Source organism: Halorubrum sp. C191 (assembly GCF_002727095.1).
Lineage (GTDB): Archaea > Halobacteriota > Halobacteria > Halobacteriales > Haloferacaceae > Halorubrum > Halorubrum ezzemoulense.
Genome location: NZ_NHNZ01000025.1, coordinates 51266 through 70055, shown reverse-complemented (window position 1 = coordinate 70055; position 18790 = coordinate 51266). Strand labels below are relative to the sequence as shown.

Here is an 18790-nt window from a genome sequence, read left to right as displayed (position 1 = left end):
ACTGCCGTCGAACGAGGGAGAAAACCGGTTTCGAAAGGGTGTTACCGGCCGAATTCCGGATCCGGCCGCGACGGCGGCTCAGCGCGGTCCGCCGGCGTCGGCGGGGCAGGTGTCGACGCCGAGCACGGAGTAGAGGCCGCAGGTCCCGGTCGCGGCGGTCGCGAGCATCGCGAGGGCGACGACGCCGAGCACCGGGGCCGCGACCGCGGGGAGGGGCCCGGAGCCCGCGAGGGTGGCTAACGAGGCGGCACCGGCGACGGCACCGACCGCAGTCCTGACGCGCTTGTCCATCGCACCGACGTTTTGGTTCATGCGTCACAATACGGCTCACGGCCGTATGAACCTTTCCACCGCCGACTCGCCTCTCGCGTTCACCCGAACTCGTCGAGGCCGGTCTGCGAGGTCGCGTCGGCGTCGTCCCCGTCCGCCTCGGCCGGCTCGCCGTGGTCGGCCGCGATCGACCGCGCGGCCCCGACACCCCCCGACAGCGACGCGCGTCGCGCGATCTCTTCGTCGCCGAGGCGGGCCGCGGCCGCGCCGTGGACCGCGCCGTAGCGCTCGCGGAACTCCTCCCGGGCCGCCTCGTAGTCGACGACGGGGTACGGGTACGCCTCGCCGATCTCGATCCCGACCTCGCGCTGGACCGCGAGCGGCGTCTTCTCGGGGGCGTCGAGGTGCGCGGCGGGGAGCGGGTCGAGCTCGGGGACCCACCGCCCGACGAACTCGCCGTCGGGGTCCTGATCGCGGACCTGCTTGCGGGGATCGTACAAGCGCAGTCCCGGGCGGCCGACCAGCCCGCACTGCGACTGCCACTGGGTGTAGTTGATCGCGGGGTCGCCGTCGATCAGGTGCTCGTAGAAGTGGTCGGCGCCGATCCGCCACGGCTGTTGGAGGATGTGAAAGTAGAACGACGCGCACAGCGCCCGCATCCGGAAGTTCAGCCACCCCGTCTCGCGCAGGCAGCGCATGCTCGCGTCGACCATGGGGAACCCCGTCTCGCCGCGCTTCCACGCCGCGACGAGGTCCGGATCGTGGCGGTCGCCGTTGAACCCCTCGTACACCGGGTTCACTGCGCGGTCGAGCCACCCCGGCCAGTCGAGCAGCTTCTGCGTGTAGTGGCGGTTCCAGAACAGCCGCGAGACGTACATCGACTTCCCGCGCCCGTCCGGCGCGCGCTCGTCGACGTGGCGGTGGACCTCGCGGACCGACAGGCAGCCGAACCGGAGGTACGCCGAGAGGCCGCTCGTCCCCTCGCGGGCGTCGACCGGCGAGGATATCGACCCCGGATACTCGGCGATCCGCTCCGCGAACGCGCGGAGTCGATCTTTCGCCGGACCGCGTCCGCCCGTCGGGACGCGCGTCTTCGTCGGGGCGACTCCGCAGGCGTCGCTCACCCGGTCCGGGTCGACGCCCGTCTCGACGCGCTCAACCGCGACCGACCGGGGGTCCCAGTCGAACGGGTCGGCGGCGAACCAGGACTCGACGCGGTCGCTCCAGTCCTCGCGGGGTCGGTCCGCGTCGCGGACGAGCCCGTCGCCCGCGACGAAGCGGACGCCGAGCCGCTCGCGGGCGCGCTCGTCGCGCCGGCGGCCGTACCGCCCGCTCGCCGTCGCGCTCGCGACGACCTCCCAGCCGGCGTCGACGAACCGGGCGAGCACGTCCAGCGGGTCGCCGTGGCCGTACGTCAGCCCCGCCCCGCCCACGTCGCGGTACTGGCGGTCGAGGTCCCGCAGGCAGTCGTGAAGGAACTCGATCCGGGCGTCGCAGGCTGCGCCGCGCTCGTCGTAGAAGCCGGGGTCGAAGACGAACAGCGGGAGGATCCGGTCGGCGTCCGCCGCGGCCGCCGCGAGCGCGGGGTTGTCCGCGATCCGCAGATCGTCTCGGTGCCAGACGACGGTGCCCGGCTCGTCGGGAGCGTCGTCGGACCGAGAGATCGACCGAACCGCATCCGGGCTGGGAGCCCTCGGAAGCGGCGCGTCCTCGCCGGGAGCCATGGGTTAGCTCTGTTACGAGTTCCCGTCGCATGGGCCTGTCGGCCGGGCTCGGACGCGGCGCGGGCTCGGGGACGGGAAACGTTGAATAGGGTTCCGCCACCGTTACTTCACGGATGTCTGACACAGACGAGACCGACGTACTGCGCGAACTCGCCTCGCTGCCGACGATCGCGAGCCCGCGCGTGTCCCCGGACGGCGAGACGGTCGCCCTCTACTACGACGTCACCGGCCGCAACGAGCTTCACCTCCTCAACCCCGCCGACGGCTCGTTGGAGCAGCTCAGCGACGGCGACGTGCCGCGCTCCGTCCGCGCCGGCTTCGAGTGGGACCCGAGCGGCGACCGGCTCTTCTACCACCGCGACGAGGGCGGCGACGAGCAGCACGACGTGTGGGCGATGTCGCTCGACGGCGAGAGCGAGCCCGTCGTCGAGATGGACGGCCAGATCCGGCTCCACGACGTGGGCGAGGACGGCGAGACGCTCCTGCTCGGCTCCAGCCGCGACGGGCAGATGAACCTCTACCGCCACGACGTGTCGACCGCCGAGACGACGAAGCTCACCGACTACGAGCGTGCGGTCGCAGCCGGCGAACTCTCCCCCGACGGCGACCGGATCGCGTACACCACGAACGAGACCGACGCCTACGAGAACAGCGACGTGTACGTCGCCGACGGCGACGGGTCGAACGCCGTGAACCTGGAGATCGGCGATGTCGGCGCCGAGGCCGCGCCGGCGGACTGGGGTCCTGACGGTGACCGCCTGCTCGTCGTCGACAACACCACCGACCTCGGGCGGGCCGGGATCGTCGACCTCGCCGACGGCGTCGAGGACGCGACGGTGACGTGGTTCGGCGAGGGCGAGTTCGAGGAGTCGCCGAGCCACTTCCTCGAGGGCGGCGACCGGTTCGTCGTGAGCCGGACGCGCGGGGCGGTGACGGTGCCCGTCGTCTACGATGCCGACACGGGCGAGAGCGAAGAACTCGACTTCCCCGCGGGCGTCGCGAGCGTCACTGAGGGCCGGCTGGCCGACGACCGCCTCCTCGCGTACCGGACCACGTCGAGCCGGCGGCCGGAGCTGGTGGCGTACGATCTCGCCACCGACGACGCCGAGACGGTGTTCGACGCGGAGTACGGCCCGTTCGACCCCGACGACTTCGTCGAGCCCGAGACGGTCTCGTTCGTCTCCGACGGGGTCCCCGAGACGCCGGCGCGGGCGGTCGACCACGACCCCTACGAGGAGTTCGAGATCGAGGGGCTGCTGTTCGACTCCGGTCGCCGACCCTCGCCACTGGTCGTCAATCCGCACGGGGGGCCGCGACACCACGACATGCGGCGGTTCAGCTACCGCGTCCAGTTCCTGCTCTCGCGCGGCTACTCCGTGCTTCAGGTGAACTACCGCGGCTCCACGGGGCGCGGCCGCGAGTTCGTCGAGGAGCTGTACGACGACTGGGGCGGCGCCGAGCAGGGCGACGTGGCGACGGGCGCCGAGCACGTCCTCGACGAGTACGATTGGCTCGACGAGGACCGCGTCGCCGTCTACGGCGGCTCCTACGGCGGCTACTCCGCCAACTGGCAGATGGTCCAGTACCCGGACCTGTACGCCGCCGGGATCGCGTGGGTCGGCGTGAGCGACCTGTTCGACATGTACGAGAACACCATGCCCCACTTCCGGACGGAGCTCATGGTGAAGAACCTCGGCGAGCCGGACGAGAACGAGGCGACCTACCGGGAGCGCAGCCCGGTGAACTACGTCGAGAACGTCGGCGCGCCCCTCCTAATCGTCCACGGTGTCAACGACCCGCGGGTGCCCGTCTCGCAGGCGCGGATCCTCCGCGACGCGCTCGACGAGGCCGGCTTCGAGGAGGGCGACGACTACGAGTACGAGGAGCTCGGCGAGGAGGGCCACGGCTCGGGCGACATCGACCAGAAGATCCGCTCGCTGGAACTGCTCGACGACTTCCTCGACCGTCGGATCGGCGCGGAGCGCACCGCCGTCGCCTCGCTGGACGACTAGCGAGGCGCGGTTCGGGCATTAGCGGCGCGGCGTTCGACTGACGCCGGCGGTCGGCTGGTGTCGGCGGGTGGGACCGATTACGCCGTGGTTTAACACGCGGTCGGTCGAACGGGGGGTATGGCACTCGCGGACCCCGATCTCTCGGACTCGACGGCGTTCATCACCGGAACGACGCGCGGCATCGGCAAACAGATCGCGCTCGCGCTCGCTGACCGCGGCTGTAACGTCGTCTCGACCGGCAAGACGACGGACGACGACGACTCCGAGCTGGCGGGGTCGATCGAGCAGACGGCCCGGGAGGTGCGCGAGCGCGGGCCGGAGGCGCTCGCGCTCGAACTCGACCTCCGCGACGAGGACCGCGTCGAGGCGGTCGTCGAGGAGGCGATCGACCGCTTCGGCGAGGTCGACATCGTCATCAACAACGCGAGCGCGATCCAGCTGGCGAACGTCGCGGACCTCCCGGCCGACCGGTTCGACCTCCTGACCGACGTGAACGTCCGCGGGACCCACCTCGTCGCGCACGCGTTCGCCGACCACCTCGCGGGGCTCGACGAGGCGTGGCTGCTGTCGAACTCGCCGCCGATCGTGACCGACCGCTCACCGGGGAAGGCGCCGTACGCGTGGTCGAAGCTCGGTATGTCGTTCATCACGCTCTCGCTCGCCGAGGAGCTGGCGAGCGACGACGTGGGCTGTAACACCTTCTGGCCGGTGACGACGATCGACACCCGCGCGACGCGCTACTTCGGGCTCGGGACGGAGGACGACTGGCGCACCCCCGAGGTCGTCTCCGACGCCGTCCTCGAGATCCTCGCGCGCGACCCCGCTGAGTGTACGGGCAACAGCTTCTACGACGAGGACCTGCTCCGCGAGGCGGGCGTGACAGACTTCTCCGCGTACAACGTCACCGGGGGCGACCCCGCCCCCATGTCCGCGCGGCTGTTCGCGCCCGAGTTCGAGCGCGAGGACTGAGCGGGTCGACTCACTCCGCGACCGCCGCCCGCAGCGCCGCGGTCGCCGCTTCCGGGTCCTCGGCGGCCGTGATAGCCGACAGCGCCGCCACGCCGGTCGCCCCCGCCTCGACCACCGGCGCGGCGTTCCCCGCGTCGACGCCGCCGATCCCGATCACCGGGAGGTCGACCGCGTCGGCGACCGCGGCGATCCGCTCCGTCCCGATCCCGTCGCGGTCGCCGGAGACGTCCTTCGAGTCGGTGCCGTAGACGGCGCCGACGCCGAGGTAGTCGGCCCCAGCGGCCTCGGCCTCGCGCGCCTGCTCCACCGTCGAGGCCGACACGCCGACGACGGCGCCTTCTCCCAGCCGCTCGCGGGCGACCGACACCGGGAGGTCCGTCTGCCCGAGGTGAACCCCGTCCGCGTCTATCGCGGCGGCGAGGTCGATCCGGTCGTTCACGAGCAGGGGGACGCCGGCCGCCGCGGTCAGCTCCCGGAGCCGGAGCCCCGTCTCGTACCGCTCGCGGTCGGTGGCCGCCTTGTCTCTGAGCTGGACGACATCGACGCCGCCGGCGAGCGCGGCCGCGACGACCTCGGGGGTCGACCGCCCCGCGGACCGGCTCACCGCGGTGACGAGGTATGTTCGCCACTTAGTGATATTCATGCGTAATCATCGGCCGCGAGTCGGTGAAAACGGTTGCGCTCCGACCGCGTCCCCACCCGCGACGGACAGACACAAGCCCGCCCGGCCCCTACGATAGTTCCATGTTCCCCCGGCTCCGGCGGATCGTCGCTCGCGTCGCGGAGGCGGTGGCGGGCGCGCTCGACCGGGCCGGCGTCATCGACCGGTCGCGGCTCGACGAGACGATGGGGCTCGCGTGGCCCCGGATCGTGACTGGGTTCGCGATCATGTCGAAGAACACCGTCGACCTCGCGGTGATCGGCTACGCGGTCGGCGTCTCCGCGGTCGCCGGGCTCGGGTACGCGTTCGCGTTCTGGCAGCTCGCGAAGTTCGTCTCCATCGGGCTCGCCGGCGGCACCGTCTCGCTCGTCTCGCAGAACTACGGCGGCGACGAGCGCGGGCGGGCGGGGCTCGTCGTCAAGCAGTCGCTGATCGTGGCCGCGCTGCTCGTCGCGCCGATCGTCGCGGGGTACGTCCTCGGCGCGGAGCGACTGGTCGCGCTCGTGGGCGGCGACGGCGCGGCGCTGTCCGCCGGGACGACCTACCTCGTCGTCACGGCGCCCGCGCTCGCCTTCGAGTTCTTCAACATGATCGCGAGCCGGACGTACGCCGGCGTCGGCGACACGGTCACTCCGATGGTCGCGCGAGCCGGCGGCGCGCTGTTGAACGTCCTCCTCACGACGTGGCTCGTCCTCGGGGCCGGCATGGGCGTGTTCGGCGCCGGGCTCGGTACCGCGGTCTCCATCGCCGCCGTCGGGCTCGTCCTCGCGTGGGGGATGTCCGGGCGGTCGTACTTCGGCCGCGGCGCCTCGCCGGTCCCGGTCGGGCGCTCCGGGCCGTGGTTCGACCGCGGACTGACCCGGCAGCTGCTCCGCGTCTCCGCGCCGCTCATCGCGCGGCGCGTCGCCGAGGGGATCGTGGTCTTCCCGCTCCTGTGGATCGCGTCGTCGTTCGGCTCCGCGACGGTCGCCGCCCTGGAGGTCGGCCGCCGGGTCAGAGCGCTGCTCGGCAGCTTCAGCTGGGGGTTCTCGATCGCCGCGAGCACGCTCGTCGGCCAGCGGCTCGGCGCGGGCGAGGAGTCGCTCGCGACCGCGTACGGCCGCGACGTGATCGCGCTGTCGGCGGTCGTCTACGTCCTCGCGTCGGCCGCGGTGATCGCCGCCGCCGGCCCGATCGCCGGCGTGTTCGTCGACGATCCGGCCGCGGTGAGCGCGACCGCGGCGTTCGTCGTCGCCGCCGCGGTGAGCGCGGTGCCACTCGGCGTCGACGGCTCGATCACGGGGTCGCTCCGCGGCGCGGGCGACACGCGCTGGCCCTTCCTCGCGTCGATGGTGGGACTGTACGTCTTCGCGCTTCCCGTCGCGCTGGTCGGGCTCGTCACGCCGCTCGGCGTCGGCGGCCTCTACGCGGCGCTGGTCGCGGAGAAGCTCGTCCCCGCCGGACTGAACGGCTACCGGTTCCGGTCGAACCGGTGGCAGGCCGTCAGCCGGCAGTACCGCCCCGACGCGGGCGAGGTGGAGGAAGAGGTCGGATAGGGCCGCGGGCGGATCGGGAGCCTACTCGTCGGCGACGTCCTCGATCACTTCGACGCTGCCGGTGAGCTGCCGGTGGACGTACGGCATGTCAATCCCGGCGTCGTCGAACGCCTCCTTCACCGCGGTGACGTACTCGGAGCGCACGCGGACGAAGTCGCCGCGGTCGGGGTCCGCGATCCACCAGCGCGACTGGAGCCCGACGGCGGAGTCGCCGAGCTCGACGAGCCGGACCGAGACGCCCGGGTCGTCGAGGATCTCCTCGTGGGCCTCGGCCTTCTCGATGATGATGTCGGTCGCCGTCTCGATGTCGTCGTCGTAGCCGATCCCGAAGACGAACTTCTGGCGGAGCGTGTCGTAGGCGACGGGGTTCGTCACCGCGCTGTTCGCGAGATCACCGTTCGGGACGGTGACCAGTTCGTTGTCGAAGGTCCGGACCCGCGAGACGCGGAGATCGATCTCCTCGACGCGGCCGGACATGTCGCCCCACTGTATCCAGTCGCCGACCTCGAACGGCTTGTCCTTCAGGATGAACACGCCGGCGACGAAGTTGCCGAGGAGGTCCTGCGCCGCGAAGCCGACCGCGAGCGCGATGGCGCCGCCGAACACCGCGAACGCCGAGAGGAAGCCGCCGTAGCCGGCGACGGCGAAGCCGATGGCGATCGCCGCCACCCAGACCACGGCGTTGAGCACGTTCGTCCCGAGGCTCACAACCGCCTCGTCGAAGCCGCGCGACCTGACGATCCGTCGGAGCCCCGGAATGACGACGTACTTGCCGAGCAGCAGCACGGCCAGGAACCCGGCGACGAACCCGACCACCGAGGTCGCTATCGCCGCGACGTCGACCGCGGTTGTGACCGCGTCGAGCTGTAAGAGAAGCATCACCCGCCCTTTCACGAGGATATATAAAGAAGCTACTGGCGGCGCGGTTGTTTACGTCCGGTGGACGGACGGCCGCGTGGGAAACCGGTCGCTCGCACGGGGCAGCGGTCGCCGGCGGGAGACCGCGTCAGTCGCTCCGTACCGCGAGCGGTCCGTCGCCACGGGCGACCGCGCGCAGCCGTCGACCGTGGACGTCGTCCGCCGCGATCCGCTCGCGGACCGCGGGCGGGATCCACGCCTCGCGACCGTCCGGTTCGGGCGCCGGCTCGACGCCCGCGGGGCGAACGTCGTCCGGGAGGTAGCGGGCGTACGTCGGGAGCCGCTCGCGGAGCGGGACGCCGCCGGCGTCGGCGACCGCCTCGAGCCCGCGGAGGTCGGGCCACTCGTACGCCGGGTTGATGTAGTCGTCCGTCACCGGCGAGACGCCGCCGAGGTCGTCGATCCCGCAGTCGACGAGGTCCGCCGCCGGCGAGAGGTTCGGCGGTACCTGAACGGACACCTCCGGCGGGAGCGCCGCGCGCGCCATCGCGACGACGCGGCGCATCGTCGCGAGGTCGGGCTTCGGGAAGTCCGAACGCTCGTTGGGGACGACGTTCTGTACTATCACCTCCTGGACGTGGCCGTGTCGCTCGTGGAGCTTACGGATCGCGAGCAGGCTCTCGGCACGGTCGCGCCAGTCCTCGCCGATCCCGACCAAGATGCCGGTCGTGAACGGAACCCTCTGTCGACCCGCAGCGCGGATCGTGTTGAGCCGCTGGCCGGGCGTCTTCCGTCGCCCGCCGCTGTGCGCGTCCACGTCGGCGGTCGTCTCCAGCATGACGCCCATGGACGCGTTCACCTCGCGGAGGGCGGCGAACTGCGACTCCGTCAGGTCGCCGGGGTTCGAGTGCGGGAGCAGCCCCTCCTCCAAGGCGATCTCGCAGGCCCGGTGGAGGTACTCGTGGATCGAGTCGAACCCCCACTCGGCGAGCGTCTCGTGGACCTCGGTGTACCGGTCGTCCGGCTCGTCGCCGAAGGTAAACAGCGCCTCCGTACAGCCCGCGTCGGCGCCGACGCGGCACTGCTCGCGCACCTCCTCGGGCGACAGCAGCGACGCCTCCCCGGGCGCGTCGTAGTAGGTACAGTACGTACAGGTGTACCGACACGCGGTGGTGAGGGGAATGAAGACGTTGCGCGCGAAGGTGAGCCGGTCGGCCGCGTCGACGTCGCCCGGGCTGACGGAGAGCAGTCGCTCGACCGCCCGCTCGTCGACCGCGACGTCGACTCCGTACTCGTCGGCCCCGGCGAACACGGGCGTCACTCGCGGTCGATGTTTAAAAAGGATCGCGGTTGCGGATCCCCCGGCGACACCGCGAGTGGTTACGTTGGCGCCCCCTTCGGTCGCACGACCAATTTCGACGGCGCTCACTCTCGGACGACGCTCACGCGACCCTCGGACGCGTCGAGCGCGAAGCCGGCCTCGCGGAGCCACGTCGCCGCGCGCCCCTCGCCGTGGATCAGGACCTCCGCGAGATCGGCCGGCTCGTCGACGTCGGTGCCGAGCCGGTGCGAATCGACCGTCTCGAACGCCGCGCCGACCGCGGCCGCGATCTCGCGGTGGTCGAGGTACGACGCGCCGTGGTAGTCCACGCGGAACTCGGGGTGGGAGGCGACGAACGCGTTCGTGCCGCCGCCGCGACCCGGGGCGACGGCCACGTCGGCGTCGCGGCCGGCCGCGAAGAGCCGGTCGAGCGTCGCCGGCGTGGCGAGCGCGAGGTCCGCCATCACGACGGCGGTCGGCTCGGGCGGGCTGTCGGACTCGTCGTCGGCTCCCAGTCGCGTGTCGAGCGCCCCGTTGACCGCGTCCGTCAGCGGGCGGTCGTCGACGGTGACCGGCCGGTCGAGGTCGACCGCGTCGGTCGCCAGCACGCGCGGCTCACCGCCGGCGCCGGCGACGGCGTCGAGCACGTCGTCGAGCATCGCCCGCGCAAATGCCACGCGCTCCTCGGGGGCAAGAACGCTAGAGAGCCGCGACTTCGGGCGGTCGGTCGAAAAGGGAACGATGACCTCCATCGCGGGGAGCGGCGCGCCTCAGAACAGGGATTCCAGCTCGTCGCTGTCGTCGCTGACGAGCTCGTCGAGGTTGTCGTCGCTCTCCTCGCGGATCTCGTCTAAGTTGTCCTGCGCCTCGATGGCGACCTGCTGGAGCTCCTTGATCCGCGGGACGTTCGTGACCCCCGCGAGCAGGATGACGGTCGCGACGAAGCCGGCGCCGCGGTACGGGTAGTCCCCGCCGCGGACCTCCATCGAACCGGTCTGCTCTTCGAGCCACTTCCGCCCGCGCTCGATGCCCTTCCGGTTGAGGTACTCGGGCGGACCCGCGAGCACGAGCAGCGCGCGCTCCGCGCCCTCGATCTCGCAGGGGAGCGTGAGCCGGCCGAGCGCCGCCTTGCGGACGAGGCTGGTGATCCGGTTCGTGGTGTGCGCGCTGTCGAGCTCGTCGTCGTCGCCGTCGTCGCGCAGCCGCGAGAGCAGGCCGCCCGAGGAGCGCTCCTCGACCTCCTCCTCCGCGTAGCCGACCGTGGAGACGCCGCCGCCCGAGAGCGTGTTAATGATCTCGGAGGAGTCGACGACGCTCTCGGCGACCTCTTGGCCCTGCTGGATCTCGCCGGCGCCGAAGAGGATGCCGAACCGACGGACGATCTCCTCGTTGATCTCCTCGTAGCCGCCCTGAACGGACTCGCCCGTCTTCCGCCAGGCGTCGTTGTCGAACACCATGAGGTTGTCCACCTCGCGGACGAACGTCTGGAACGACCGGGCCGCGTTGAGGGTGTAGATACCACCCTCGTCGCTGCCCGGCAGGATGCCGAGCCCGTAGACGGGCTCGGTGTAGATCCGCTTGAGGTGCTTCGCGAGCACCGGTGCGCCGCCGGAGCCCGTCCCGCCGCCGAGACCGGCGACGACGAGGAACGCGTCGACCTCGTGGACCGGGATCGAGTCGATCGCGCCCTGAACCTCGTCGATGTCCTCCTCCGCGATCTCCGCGCCGAGCTCGTTGTCCGCGCCGACGCCGTGGCCCTTCACGCGCGACTGGCCGATGAGGACGCGCTGGTCCTCGGAGATGTGTTCGAGCCCCATGAGGTCCGCCTTCGCCGTGTTGACGGCGGCGGCCGCTCGAACGATCTCGGAGCCCGTCCGCTTGTCGTACTCCAAGAACTTGTCAACTACTTTACCCCCCGCCTGGCCGAATCCGATCATTGCGAGTTTCATCGTGTGCTCCCTCCGCGTTTGAACTGAACAGAGCGTGATCTCGTATATAAGCCTTCGGTTGGCGTTACCAGCGTTGAGATTATGACAGTTGACATGTTCGCGCTCCGCGTCATCTGACCCCGAGGTGCTCCCCGAGCGTGGTCAGGTCCGCGGCGTCGACGCCGAACGCGCCGACGTCGCTGTCGGCGGTCGTGTTGTCGAACTTCAGCGACCGATACTGGTCCGGCCCCATCGGGAACCCGGGGACCGCGCCCAACACGGAGAGCCCGACCTTCGCGAGCGGCATGGGGAGCGGGACGATCGTGACGCCCTTCTTTTCGGCGTCGTAGACGAGGTCCGTGACCTGCCGGAGCGTGAGCACCTCCGGGCCGCCGATCTCGTAGGTCTCGCCGACGTGCTCGTCGTCGGTCACCGCGGCGGCGATCATCGGGACGAGGTCCTCCACGTGGATCGGCTGGAACCGGGTCTTCCCGCCGCCCGGGAGGGGGTACAGCGGGACGCCCGGCGCGAACATCCCCTTCAGGCGCTTGGTGAACGAGACGAACTCGCCGCCCTCGCCGAAGACGACGGAGGGGCGGAAGATTGTCCAGTCGAGGTCGCTGTCGCGGACGATTTCCTCCGCCTCGCCCTTGGCGCGGATGTAGGCCGTATCGCCGTTCGGGTCCGCGCCGAGCGCGCTCAGCTGGACGAACCCGTCGACGCCGCCGTCCTCGGCGGCGCGGACGAGGTTCTCCGTGCCGCCGCGGTGGATCCGGTCGTGCATACGGTTGCCGCCCTCGGGTTCGAACAGGGGCGAGAGCGCGACCAAGTTCACGACCGCGTCGTGGCCGTCGACGGTCGACGCGATCGAGTCGTAGTCGGTCACGTCTCCGCTGGCGCCCGTCACCCCGTCCGCCGTCCCGTCGGGCGAGCGAGAGAGCGCGGTCACCGCGTGACCGTCGTCCGCGAGCGCGCGACAGAGGTGCGAGCCGATAAAGCCGGTCCCCCCGGCTACCAACACTTTCATGCGATCCGTATCGCGTGGAAGGCCCGTAAACCTACCGCGGCGTCAGACGCGCCCCCGAAATCCGGCGCAGAGGCGACCGAAACGGACCCGAGCGCCCGGATCACTCCTCGTCGGGAACCGGGACCGTCAACACCGGAACGGGCGCGCTCCGCAGGGTCCGTTCGGCGACGCTCCCCAGCAGGTATTGCCCCACGCCGGTCCGGCCGTGGGTCCCCATCGCCACGAGGTCGACCCCGGGGTCGTCGACGTACGCCCGGATCCCGCGGGCGGCGGAGGTGGCGACCTCGATCGCGCCGACCGCGTCCAGTCCGGCGGCCTCGACGCGCTCGACGCCCTCGGCGACCGCGTCGTCGGCGTACTCGGAGAGGGTGTCGACGTGGTCTCCGATGCCCACGTCGCCGGTGTCGACGACCGAGAGGACGTGGACGGTCGCGCCCGCTCGCTCCGCGACCGGCAGGGCTCGGTCGAGCGCGGCGGTCGCTGCGGGGCTCCCGTCGGTCGGCACCAGGATGTCCTCGTACGGGTACGGGACCGTTTCGTCGCCCGGACGGAGGGCCAACACCGGTACCGGCGACTGGCGGACGGCGCGCTCGGTGGTGCTCCCGACAAGGTGTTCGACCCCCTGCCGCCCCCGCGTCGACATCGCGACGAGGTCGGCGTCGACCTCCTCGGCGTACGCGGTGACCGTCTCCGGGACCCCACCCTGCCGGACCGCCGTCTCCGCGTCGACGCCGCGGTCGGCGGCGCGGGCGGCCGCCTCCTCGACAATCGATTCCCCCTCACGCTCTAACACGTCGACCACGTCGCCGCCGATCCGCGTCACGCTGTCGCGGGTGGTGTCCGCGACGTGGAGCACTTGGACCGTCGCGCCGTGGTCGGCGGCGATCGCGAGGATGTGGTCGAAGGCCGCCGCGGCCGCGTCGCTGCCGTCGGTGGGCACGCAGATCCGTTCGAACATACGGCCATCGTCGCGGCCGCGCGTGAAAAACGCTCGCGTCGTCGCGGCCGTTCCCGGAACGCCGTCTCGCGGCGTGTGTCGCGTCGCCCTGCGGCGTGCGTCACGTCGTTACGCGGCGTCGTCGTCCGGGTCCGCGCCGGTCGCGGCGTCCGCATCCTCCTCATCGTCGCGTCGCTCCACCCGGACCGTCGAGATGCGCGCGCCGTCGACGGCGGTGACTTCGAAGGAGAATCCCGCCGCTGCGGCGACGTCGCCGATTTCGGGCGAGCGCCCGATCCGATCGAGGACGAACCCGCCGAGCGTCTCGTAGCCGTCGCCGCTGAGGTCGGTCCCCAGCGCGTCGTTGACGTCGGAGAGGGCGACCGACCCGTCGGCCTCGTGCGCCCCGTCACCGGTCCGCCGGATCGTGTGGCGGTCGTCGGCCACGTCGAACTCGTCGCGGAGATCGCCGACGAGCGCCTCGGCGACGTCCTCGACCGTCGCGATCCCCTCGAAGGCGCCCCACTCGTCGATCACCGCCGCCACCTGTCGGCGCTCGTCGCGGAACTGGACGAGGAGGTCGCTCGCGCTCGTCGTCTCCGGGACGACGAGGATCTCTCGGGCGAGGCCGCCCGCGGTGGCGCCGTCGTCGCCCTCGGCGGTCGCGCGCAGCACGTCCTTCGCGTCCACGAAGCCGACGACGCGGTCGGCGTCGTCGCGATCGACGACGGGATACCGCGTGTGGCCGGCCTCGAAGATCGTCTCGCGAATCGCCGCCAGCGACGCGTCCGCCGGCAGCGAGACCACGTCGGGACGCGGAACCATCAGCTCGCGGGCCGCGGTGTCGTCGAGCTCGAAGACGCCCTCGATCATCGCCACCTCGGACTCGTCGACGTGCCCGGCCTCGCCGGCGCGGGCCAGCACGCGACGGATCTCGCGCTCTTCGAGGGTCTCGTCGCTCTCGGAGGCGGGCGGGACCCCGATCAGGCTCGTGAAGGCGTTCGCGGTGCCGTTGAACACCGCGATGCCGGGCGAGAAGATCAGGTACGCCAGCTTCATCGGCGGCGCGAGCAACAGCGAGATCCGCTCCGCCTGCGCGATCGCGATCGTCTTCGGCGCCAGTTCGCCGAAGACGACGTGGAGGAAGGTGATGAACGAGAACCCGACCGCGAACGCGACGAGGTGGACCAACCCCTCCGGCAGGAGCGGGCCGAGGACCGGCTCGATGAGCGCCGCGACCGCCGGCTCGCCGATCCACCCGAGACCGAGCGACGCGAGCGTGATCCCGAGCTGGGTCGCCGCGAGGTAGTCGTCGAGGTTCGTCATCACCTCCCCGAGCGTCTCCGCGCCCGCCTGCCCCTCCTCGACCAGCTGTTCGACCGAGGTGGCACGGATCCTGACGAACGCGAACTCCGAGGCGACGAAGAAGCCGTTCAGGACGACCAGAAACAGCGCGGCCGCGACCCGCGAGAGTGAGACGGCGACGGCTACCATTCGCGCCTCCCGGGCCCGCGGCGAGCCGGTGAGCCGACGGCGGTGCGTGAGTCCACGTTCATGGCGGCCGTTCGCGGAGGGGTCACTAAAAAGGCATGCGAACGCCGCACGCGAGGGAGAAGGGCCGGTCCCTGGACCGGACCCGCGCCGTTTATTCCTCGCCGCGGCGGAACGCCACCATGCTGATCACGCTGGAGGGGCTCGACGGGAGCGGCAAGACGACGGTCTGGGAGGCGCTCCAAGACGTGTACCCCGACGCGACGTTCACCCGAGAACCGACCGACAGCTGGTACGGAGAGGCGGTGGCCCGATCGATGGGCGACTCGGAGGCCGACCCGCTCGCGGAGCTGTTCCTCTACACCGCCGACCACGCGAACCACCTCTCGGAGACAGTTCGACCGGCGCTCGCGGACGGCGACCTGGTCGTCTCCGACCGGTACTCGGACTCGCGGTTCGCCTATCAGGGGGCGACGCTCGCACGGACCGACGCGGATATCAAGCGGCCGCTGGAGTACGTCCGCGGGATCCACGCCGCGTTCTCGCACCCGCCGGACGCGACGATCTACCTCGACTTGGACCCCGAGACGGCGGCCGAGCGCGCCGGGCGAACCGACAAGTTCGAGCGCGACGGCTACCTCGCGGTCGTGCGCGACAACTACGAGCGCCTGATCGACGCCGAGCCCGGGCGGTTCCACCGGGTCGACGCGACGCGGGCGCCCGAGGACGTGGTCGCTCGGGTCGAGGAGGTCGTGGCCGGGCTCGTCGACCGCTGACGGCGTCGCGGTCGAGCCCTCTCAGCGCGTGTCCGGGAGTTCGTACTCGTCGGGCGGCGTGAGGTAGAGGTAGTCGATGGCGGCGCCGAGCGCCATCGGGAGCGCGATCAGAAGCGCCAGCAGGATCGTCGAGCTCCCGACGTTGATCCCGGTCCCGACGCCGAGCGCGCCGGTGAAGACGAGCGTCGAGACGAGCAGCAGGATCGGTGTCAACACGAGCATGTACAGGATCGACCCCCACGACGTCGAAAGCTGAATCCGGAAGAACCGGGTCGCGACCCCGGCGAGGAACGTGTGGAACGCGACCAACGCGAGGAGGCTGCCGAACCCGAACAGCGCGAGCATAGTCGCCGTACGATCCCCCGACACTTCCCCCTATCGACCTCAGACGGGCCCGCCGCCGCCCTGCTGTCGCGCGGCCGAGAGCAGGTCCGAGACGGGTGCCGTGTACTCGTAGCCCGGGATCACGCCTTGGACGTACGTGCCCTCGACGAAGTCGATCAGGGCGCCCGCGTCGTCGACGCCCCGCCGCTCGTTGATGTCCGAGAGCGCGTAGGTGATGGCGATCTCGTCGTCGTCGCGCTCGACGGCCGGATCGAAATCCCGATCCTTGCGGGTGACGCCGCCGACATCGACGGCGCGGCGCTCGAACGTGTCGACCCAGCCGTCCTCGACCACGTCCGCGACCTCGTCGGCGGTGGCGGCGGAAAGCATTGGCACGCGAACGGTAACGGTGAACCGGATGCGCCCCTCGCCGGCCGGCTCGGCCCGGACGCGCCCGTCGAACGCGGTCGTCGTCGACACCCAGCCGTCGCCGTCGCGCTCGAACGAGCCGTGGTCGCCGAACGCGCGCCGGACTCGGCCGGGGAGTTCGTCGGCCGCGTCGGCGTCGTCGTCCTCGGTTTCGGTCATACCTATCCGGAGGTGACGCGGCCTGAAAAGCCGCTCGCGTCGCCCGCGCGAGCCGGGCATCGCCCCGCCGCCGACGGCCCCGTCGCACCCGTCACCGATACGGGCACACCGAGCCGGTACGTCGGGCGCTTTTATGCGTCGACCGACGAGACGAGGTATGGCTGACCGGTTCCGGTCCACGGAGGGACTGATCGACGCGCTCGCGACCGCCGAGTTCGACCGACCGCCGGCGCTCGTGAGCAACGCGCACATCACCGGGCTCGGGGTCGCGCGCGCCCTCGACGCCCACGACGTGCCCGTCATCGCGCTCGACCGCGCGGGCGACGGCGCCGACACCGAGGCCGAGACCGTCGCACACGACGGCCTCGCGCCCCCCTCTGGCGCGGTCGACTACGCGGGGGCGGTGACGTACCCGCTCGACGACCTCGACGGGTTCCGCGAGGACGTGGAGGCGATCGTCGACGCGGCGGGCACCGAGGCCGTCGCGTTCGGCTGCATGGACGAGTGGGCGCTGTCGTACGCCGAGGCAGACCCCGATGGCGTCCGGCTCCCGTTCGCCGGGAGCGAGACGCTCGACGACGTGCTGAACAAGTCCGAGCTGTACGCGACCTGCGAGGAACTCGGCGTGCCCTACCCGGAGACGTACCGGCTCGAAGCGACCGCGGCGAGCGGGACCCGCGAGGCGGACGCCACCGTCGACGAGGCCGCGGCGGCGCTCGGCTTCCCGCTGGTGGTGAAACCCGAACTCAAGCGCGACTTCGAGGAGGCGTTCGGCACCAACGTGATCGAGGTCGCGGACCGCGAGGAGTTCGCGGACGTCGTCGCGGCCGCGGCCGACGAGGGCATCGCGGTGATGGCCCAGAAGCGCGTCGACATCGCGACGGGACGGGACCACTCGCTGGCCTCCTACGTCCCCCCGTCCGGGAGCGACGACGCGCTCGCGGTGGTCGGCAACGCGGCGGTCCGGTACCCGCGAAACTTCGGCACCTCCTGTCTCGTCGAGACCGCGAACGAGCCGGCGATCCGGGAGCACGCGCTCGCCGTCCTCGATGACGCGGGGTACCACGGGATCAGCGAGGCGGAGTTCGTCTACGACGCCGAGCGCGAGGAGTTCCTGCTGCTCGACGTGAACACCCGGCCGTGGAAGTGGATCGGGATGCCCGTCGCCGCGGGCGCGAACCTCCCGATGGCCGCCTACGCGGCGGTCACCGACGCGACCTACGAGTCGTCCGGAATCGAGCCGATGCGGTGGGTGTACCTCCGCGACTACCTCTCGCTGCTCGCGGGCGACGACGCGTTCTGGGACCAGCTGTCGGCCGCCGACTGGCGGCGGCTCGTCTCCGGCGCGTTCGAGCGCGAGGGCGACCTGACGGCGGGCGTCTACCGCCCCTCGGACCCCGATCCGGCCGCGAAGCTGCTAGAGACCGAGTTCGTCGACCGCGAGTACTACTGCTCCTGTTGAGGCGCCCCCGACCGGGAGACGCGTGAGCGACCGCGGAACGCAACGATTAGTTCGCCCGCCGACACAGGGCGCGTATGGACTTCTTCGAGGCGCTCGCGGACCGGATCGAGGCCGTCGACAGCGTCGTCTCGGTCGGGCTCGACCCCGACCCGAGCCGGCTCCCCGACGCCGTGGCCGACGCCGATCTACCGCGGTGGGCGTTCAACCGCCGGATCATCGACGCCACCCACGAGCACGCCGCCTGCTACAAGCCGAACGCCGCGTTCTACGAGGATCCGGACGGCTGGCGCGCGCTGCGCGAGACCGCGGCGTACGCCGAGGGGAAGGGCGTCCCCGTCCTGCTCGACGCGAAGCGCGGCGACATCGGCAACACGGCGCGGCGGTACGCCGAGGTGCTCGACCACGTCGACGCGATCACGGTGAACCCCTACCTCGGGCGCGACTCGCTCCAGCCGTTCCTCGACCGCGCTGACAAGGGCGTGTTCGCGCTCTGTCGCACCTCGAACCCCGGCGGCGCGGACCTCCAGGATCTCGAACTCGCCTCCGGCGAGCCGCTGTACGAGCGCGTCGCGGCGCTCGCGGACGTGTGGAACGCGAACGACAACGTCGGACTCGTCGTGGGGGCGACGACGCCCGAGGAGCTGGAGACGGTCCGCGAGATCGTCCCCGAGATCCCGTTCCTCGTTCCCGGCGTCGGCGCGCAGGGGGGCGACGCCGAGGCCGCGGTCGAACACGGGCTCGCCGAGCGCCCGGACCTCCCGGTCGACGTCGGGCTCGTGAACTCCTCGCGCGGGATCATCTTCGCAGGCGAGGAGTCGAGCCGGCCCGGCGACGAGGCGACGTACTTCGGTGCCGCGGGCGACGCGGCGAAGCGACTCAAGAAGCGGCTGAACCAGCACCGCTGAGC

Annotated in this window: 18 protein-coding genes; 6 read left to right on the top strand and 12 right to left on the bottom strand. The window is 71.4% G+C overall.

The features are described from left to right. Window positions 1-78: 78 nt before the first annotated feature. On the bottom strand, window positions 79-312 hold the full coding sequence (locus Z052_RS01625) for a YgaP-like transmembrane domain (RefSeq protein ID WP_049932943.1): 234 nt from the start codon (window positions 310-312) through the stop codon (window positions 79-81). Between the two features lie 59 nt (window positions 313-371). Next, window positions 372-1994, bottom strand: coding sequence for a cryptochrome/deoxyribodipyrimidine photo-lyase family protein (locus Z052_RS01620; RefSeq protein WP_094521412.1), 1623 nt, complete (start codon window positions 1992-1994; stop codon window positions 372-374). A 113-nt stretch (window positions 1995-2107) separates the two neighbouring features. Here Z052_RS01620 and Z052_RS01615 point away from each other — a divergent pair, with 113 nt between their 5' ends. Together Z052_RS01615 and Z052_RS01610 are read left to right on the top strand one after the other, a co-directional pair. Further along, complete coding sequence (locus tag Z052_RS01615) at window positions 2108-4006, top strand: prolyl oligopeptidase family serine peptidase (protein WP_089308746.1); 1899 nt, start codon at window positions 2108-2110, stop codon at window positions 4004-4006. Window positions 4007-4123: 117 nt separating this feature from the next. Further along, window positions 4124-4975 (top strand): SDR family oxidoreductase, encoded by an 852-nt coding sequence (locus tag Z052_RS01610; protein ID WP_094521411.1) that lies wholly within the window; start codon window positions 4124-4126, stop codon window positions 4973-4975. A 10-nt stretch (window positions 4976-4985) separates the two neighbouring features. Here Z052_RS01610 and thiE read toward each other — a convergent pair whose 3' ends face one another. Beyond that, the gene (thiE, locus tag Z052_RS01605; RefSeq protein ID WP_094521410.1) at window positions 4986-5618 is read right to left on the bottom strand and encodes a thiamine phosphate synthase; all 633 of its coding nucleotides are present in this window, start codon (window positions 5616-5618) and stop codon (window positions 4986-4988) included. Window positions 5619-5719: 101 nt separating this feature from the next. Here thiE and Z052_RS01600 point away from each other — a divergent pair, with 101 nt between their 5' ends. Next, on the top strand, window positions 5720-7171 hold the full coding sequence (locus tag Z052_RS01600) for an MATE family efflux transporter (RefSeq protein ID WP_049932938.1): 1452 nt from the start codon (window positions 5720-5722) through the stop codon (window positions 7169-7171). 21 nt (window positions 7172-7192) lie between these two features. Here the strand turns inward: Z052_RS01600 and Z052_RS01595 are convergent, their stop codons facing one another. The 7 genes from Z052_RS01595 to Z052_RS01565 form a co-directional block, all read right to left on the bottom strand. Next, a complete protein-coding gene (locus Z052_RS01595) occupies window positions 7193-8050 on the bottom strand; it encodes a mechanosensitive ion channel family protein (RefSeq protein ID WP_049932937.1) in 858 nt (285 codons plus the stop codon). A 127-nt stretch (window positions 8051-8177) separates the two neighbouring features. After that, entirely contained in the window at window positions 8178-9341 is a 1164-nt protein-coding gene (gene cofG / locus Z052_RS01590; RefSeq protein ID WP_049932936.1) for a 7,8-didemethyl-8-hydroxy-5-deazariboflavin synthase subunit CofG, read from the bottom strand. Between the two features lie 113 nt (window positions 9342-9454). Further along, window positions 9455-10102, bottom strand: coding sequence for a 2-phospho-L-lactate guanylyltransferase (gene cofC / locus Z052_RS01585; RefSeq protein ID WP_094521409.1), 648 nt, complete (start codon window positions 10100-10102; stop codon window positions 9455-9457). Window positions 10103-10120: 18 nt separating this feature from the next. Beyond that, complete coding sequence (locus Z052_RS01580) at window positions 10121-11299, bottom strand: tubulin/FtsZ family protein (protein WP_176450647.1); 1179 nt, start codon at window positions 11297-11299, stop codon at window positions 10121-10123. Between the two features lie 109 nt (window positions 11300-11408). Next, window positions 11409-12305: a complex I NDUFA9 subunit family protein gene (locus Z052_RS01575; RefSeq protein ID WP_049932933.1), complete on the bottom strand. Its 897-nt coding sequence runs from the start codon at window positions 12303-12305 to the stop codon at window positions 11409-11411. Between the two features lie 100 nt (window positions 12306-12405). Then, window positions 12406-13263 (bottom strand): universal stress protein, encoded by an 858-nt coding sequence (locus tag Z052_RS01570; RefSeq protein ID WP_094521408.1) that lies wholly within the window; start codon window positions 13261-13263, stop codon window positions 12406-12408. A 108-nt stretch (window positions 13264-13371) separates the two neighbouring features. Next, complete coding sequence (locus Z052_RS01565) at window positions 13372-14736, bottom strand: hemolysin family protein (RefSeq protein ID WP_049932931.1); 1365 nt, start codon at window positions 14734-14736, stop codon at window positions 13372-13374. Between the two features lie 179 nt (window positions 14737-14915). Here Z052_RS01565 and tmk point away from each other — a divergent pair, with 179 nt between their 5' ends. Continuing rightward, complete coding sequence (gene tmk, locus Z052_RS01560) at window positions 14916-15509, top strand: dTMP kinase (RefSeq protein WP_094521407.1); 594 nt, start codon at window positions 14916-14918, stop codon at window positions 15507-15509. 21 nt (window positions 15510-15530) lie between these two features. Here tmk and Z052_RS01555 read toward each other — a convergent pair whose 3' ends face one another. Together Z052_RS01555 and Z052_RS01550 are read right to left on the bottom strand one after the other, a co-directional pair. After that, window positions 15531-15854 (bottom strand): hypothetical protein, encoded by a 324-nt coding sequence (locus Z052_RS01555; RefSeq protein WP_099288619.1) that lies wholly within the window; start codon window positions 15852-15854, stop codon window positions 15531-15533. 39 nt (window positions 15855-15893) lie between these two features. After that, window positions 15894-16421 carry a DUF5813 family protein gene (locus Z052_RS01550; RefSeq protein WP_049932928.1) on the bottom strand — a complete coding sequence of 176 codons (528 nt, stop codon included), beginning with the start codon at window positions 16419-16421 and terminating at the stop codon, window positions 15894-15896. A gap of 157 nt (window positions 16422-16578) precedes the next feature. Here Z052_RS01550 and Z052_RS01545 point away from each other — a divergent pair, with 157 nt between their 5' ends. Then, a complete protein-coding gene (locus Z052_RS01545) occupies window positions 16579-17883 on the top strand; it encodes a carboxylate--amine ligase (protein ID WP_094521406.1) in 1305 nt (434 codons plus the stop codon). 74 nt (window positions 17884-17957) lie between these two features. Then, window positions 17958-18788: an orotidine-5'-phosphate decarboxylase gene (gene pyrF, locus Z052_RS01540; RefSeq protein ID WP_094521405.1), complete on the top strand. Its 831-nt coding sequence runs from the start codon at window positions 17958-17960 to the stop codon at window positions 18786-18788. Window positions 18789-18790: the final 2 nt, after the last annotated feature.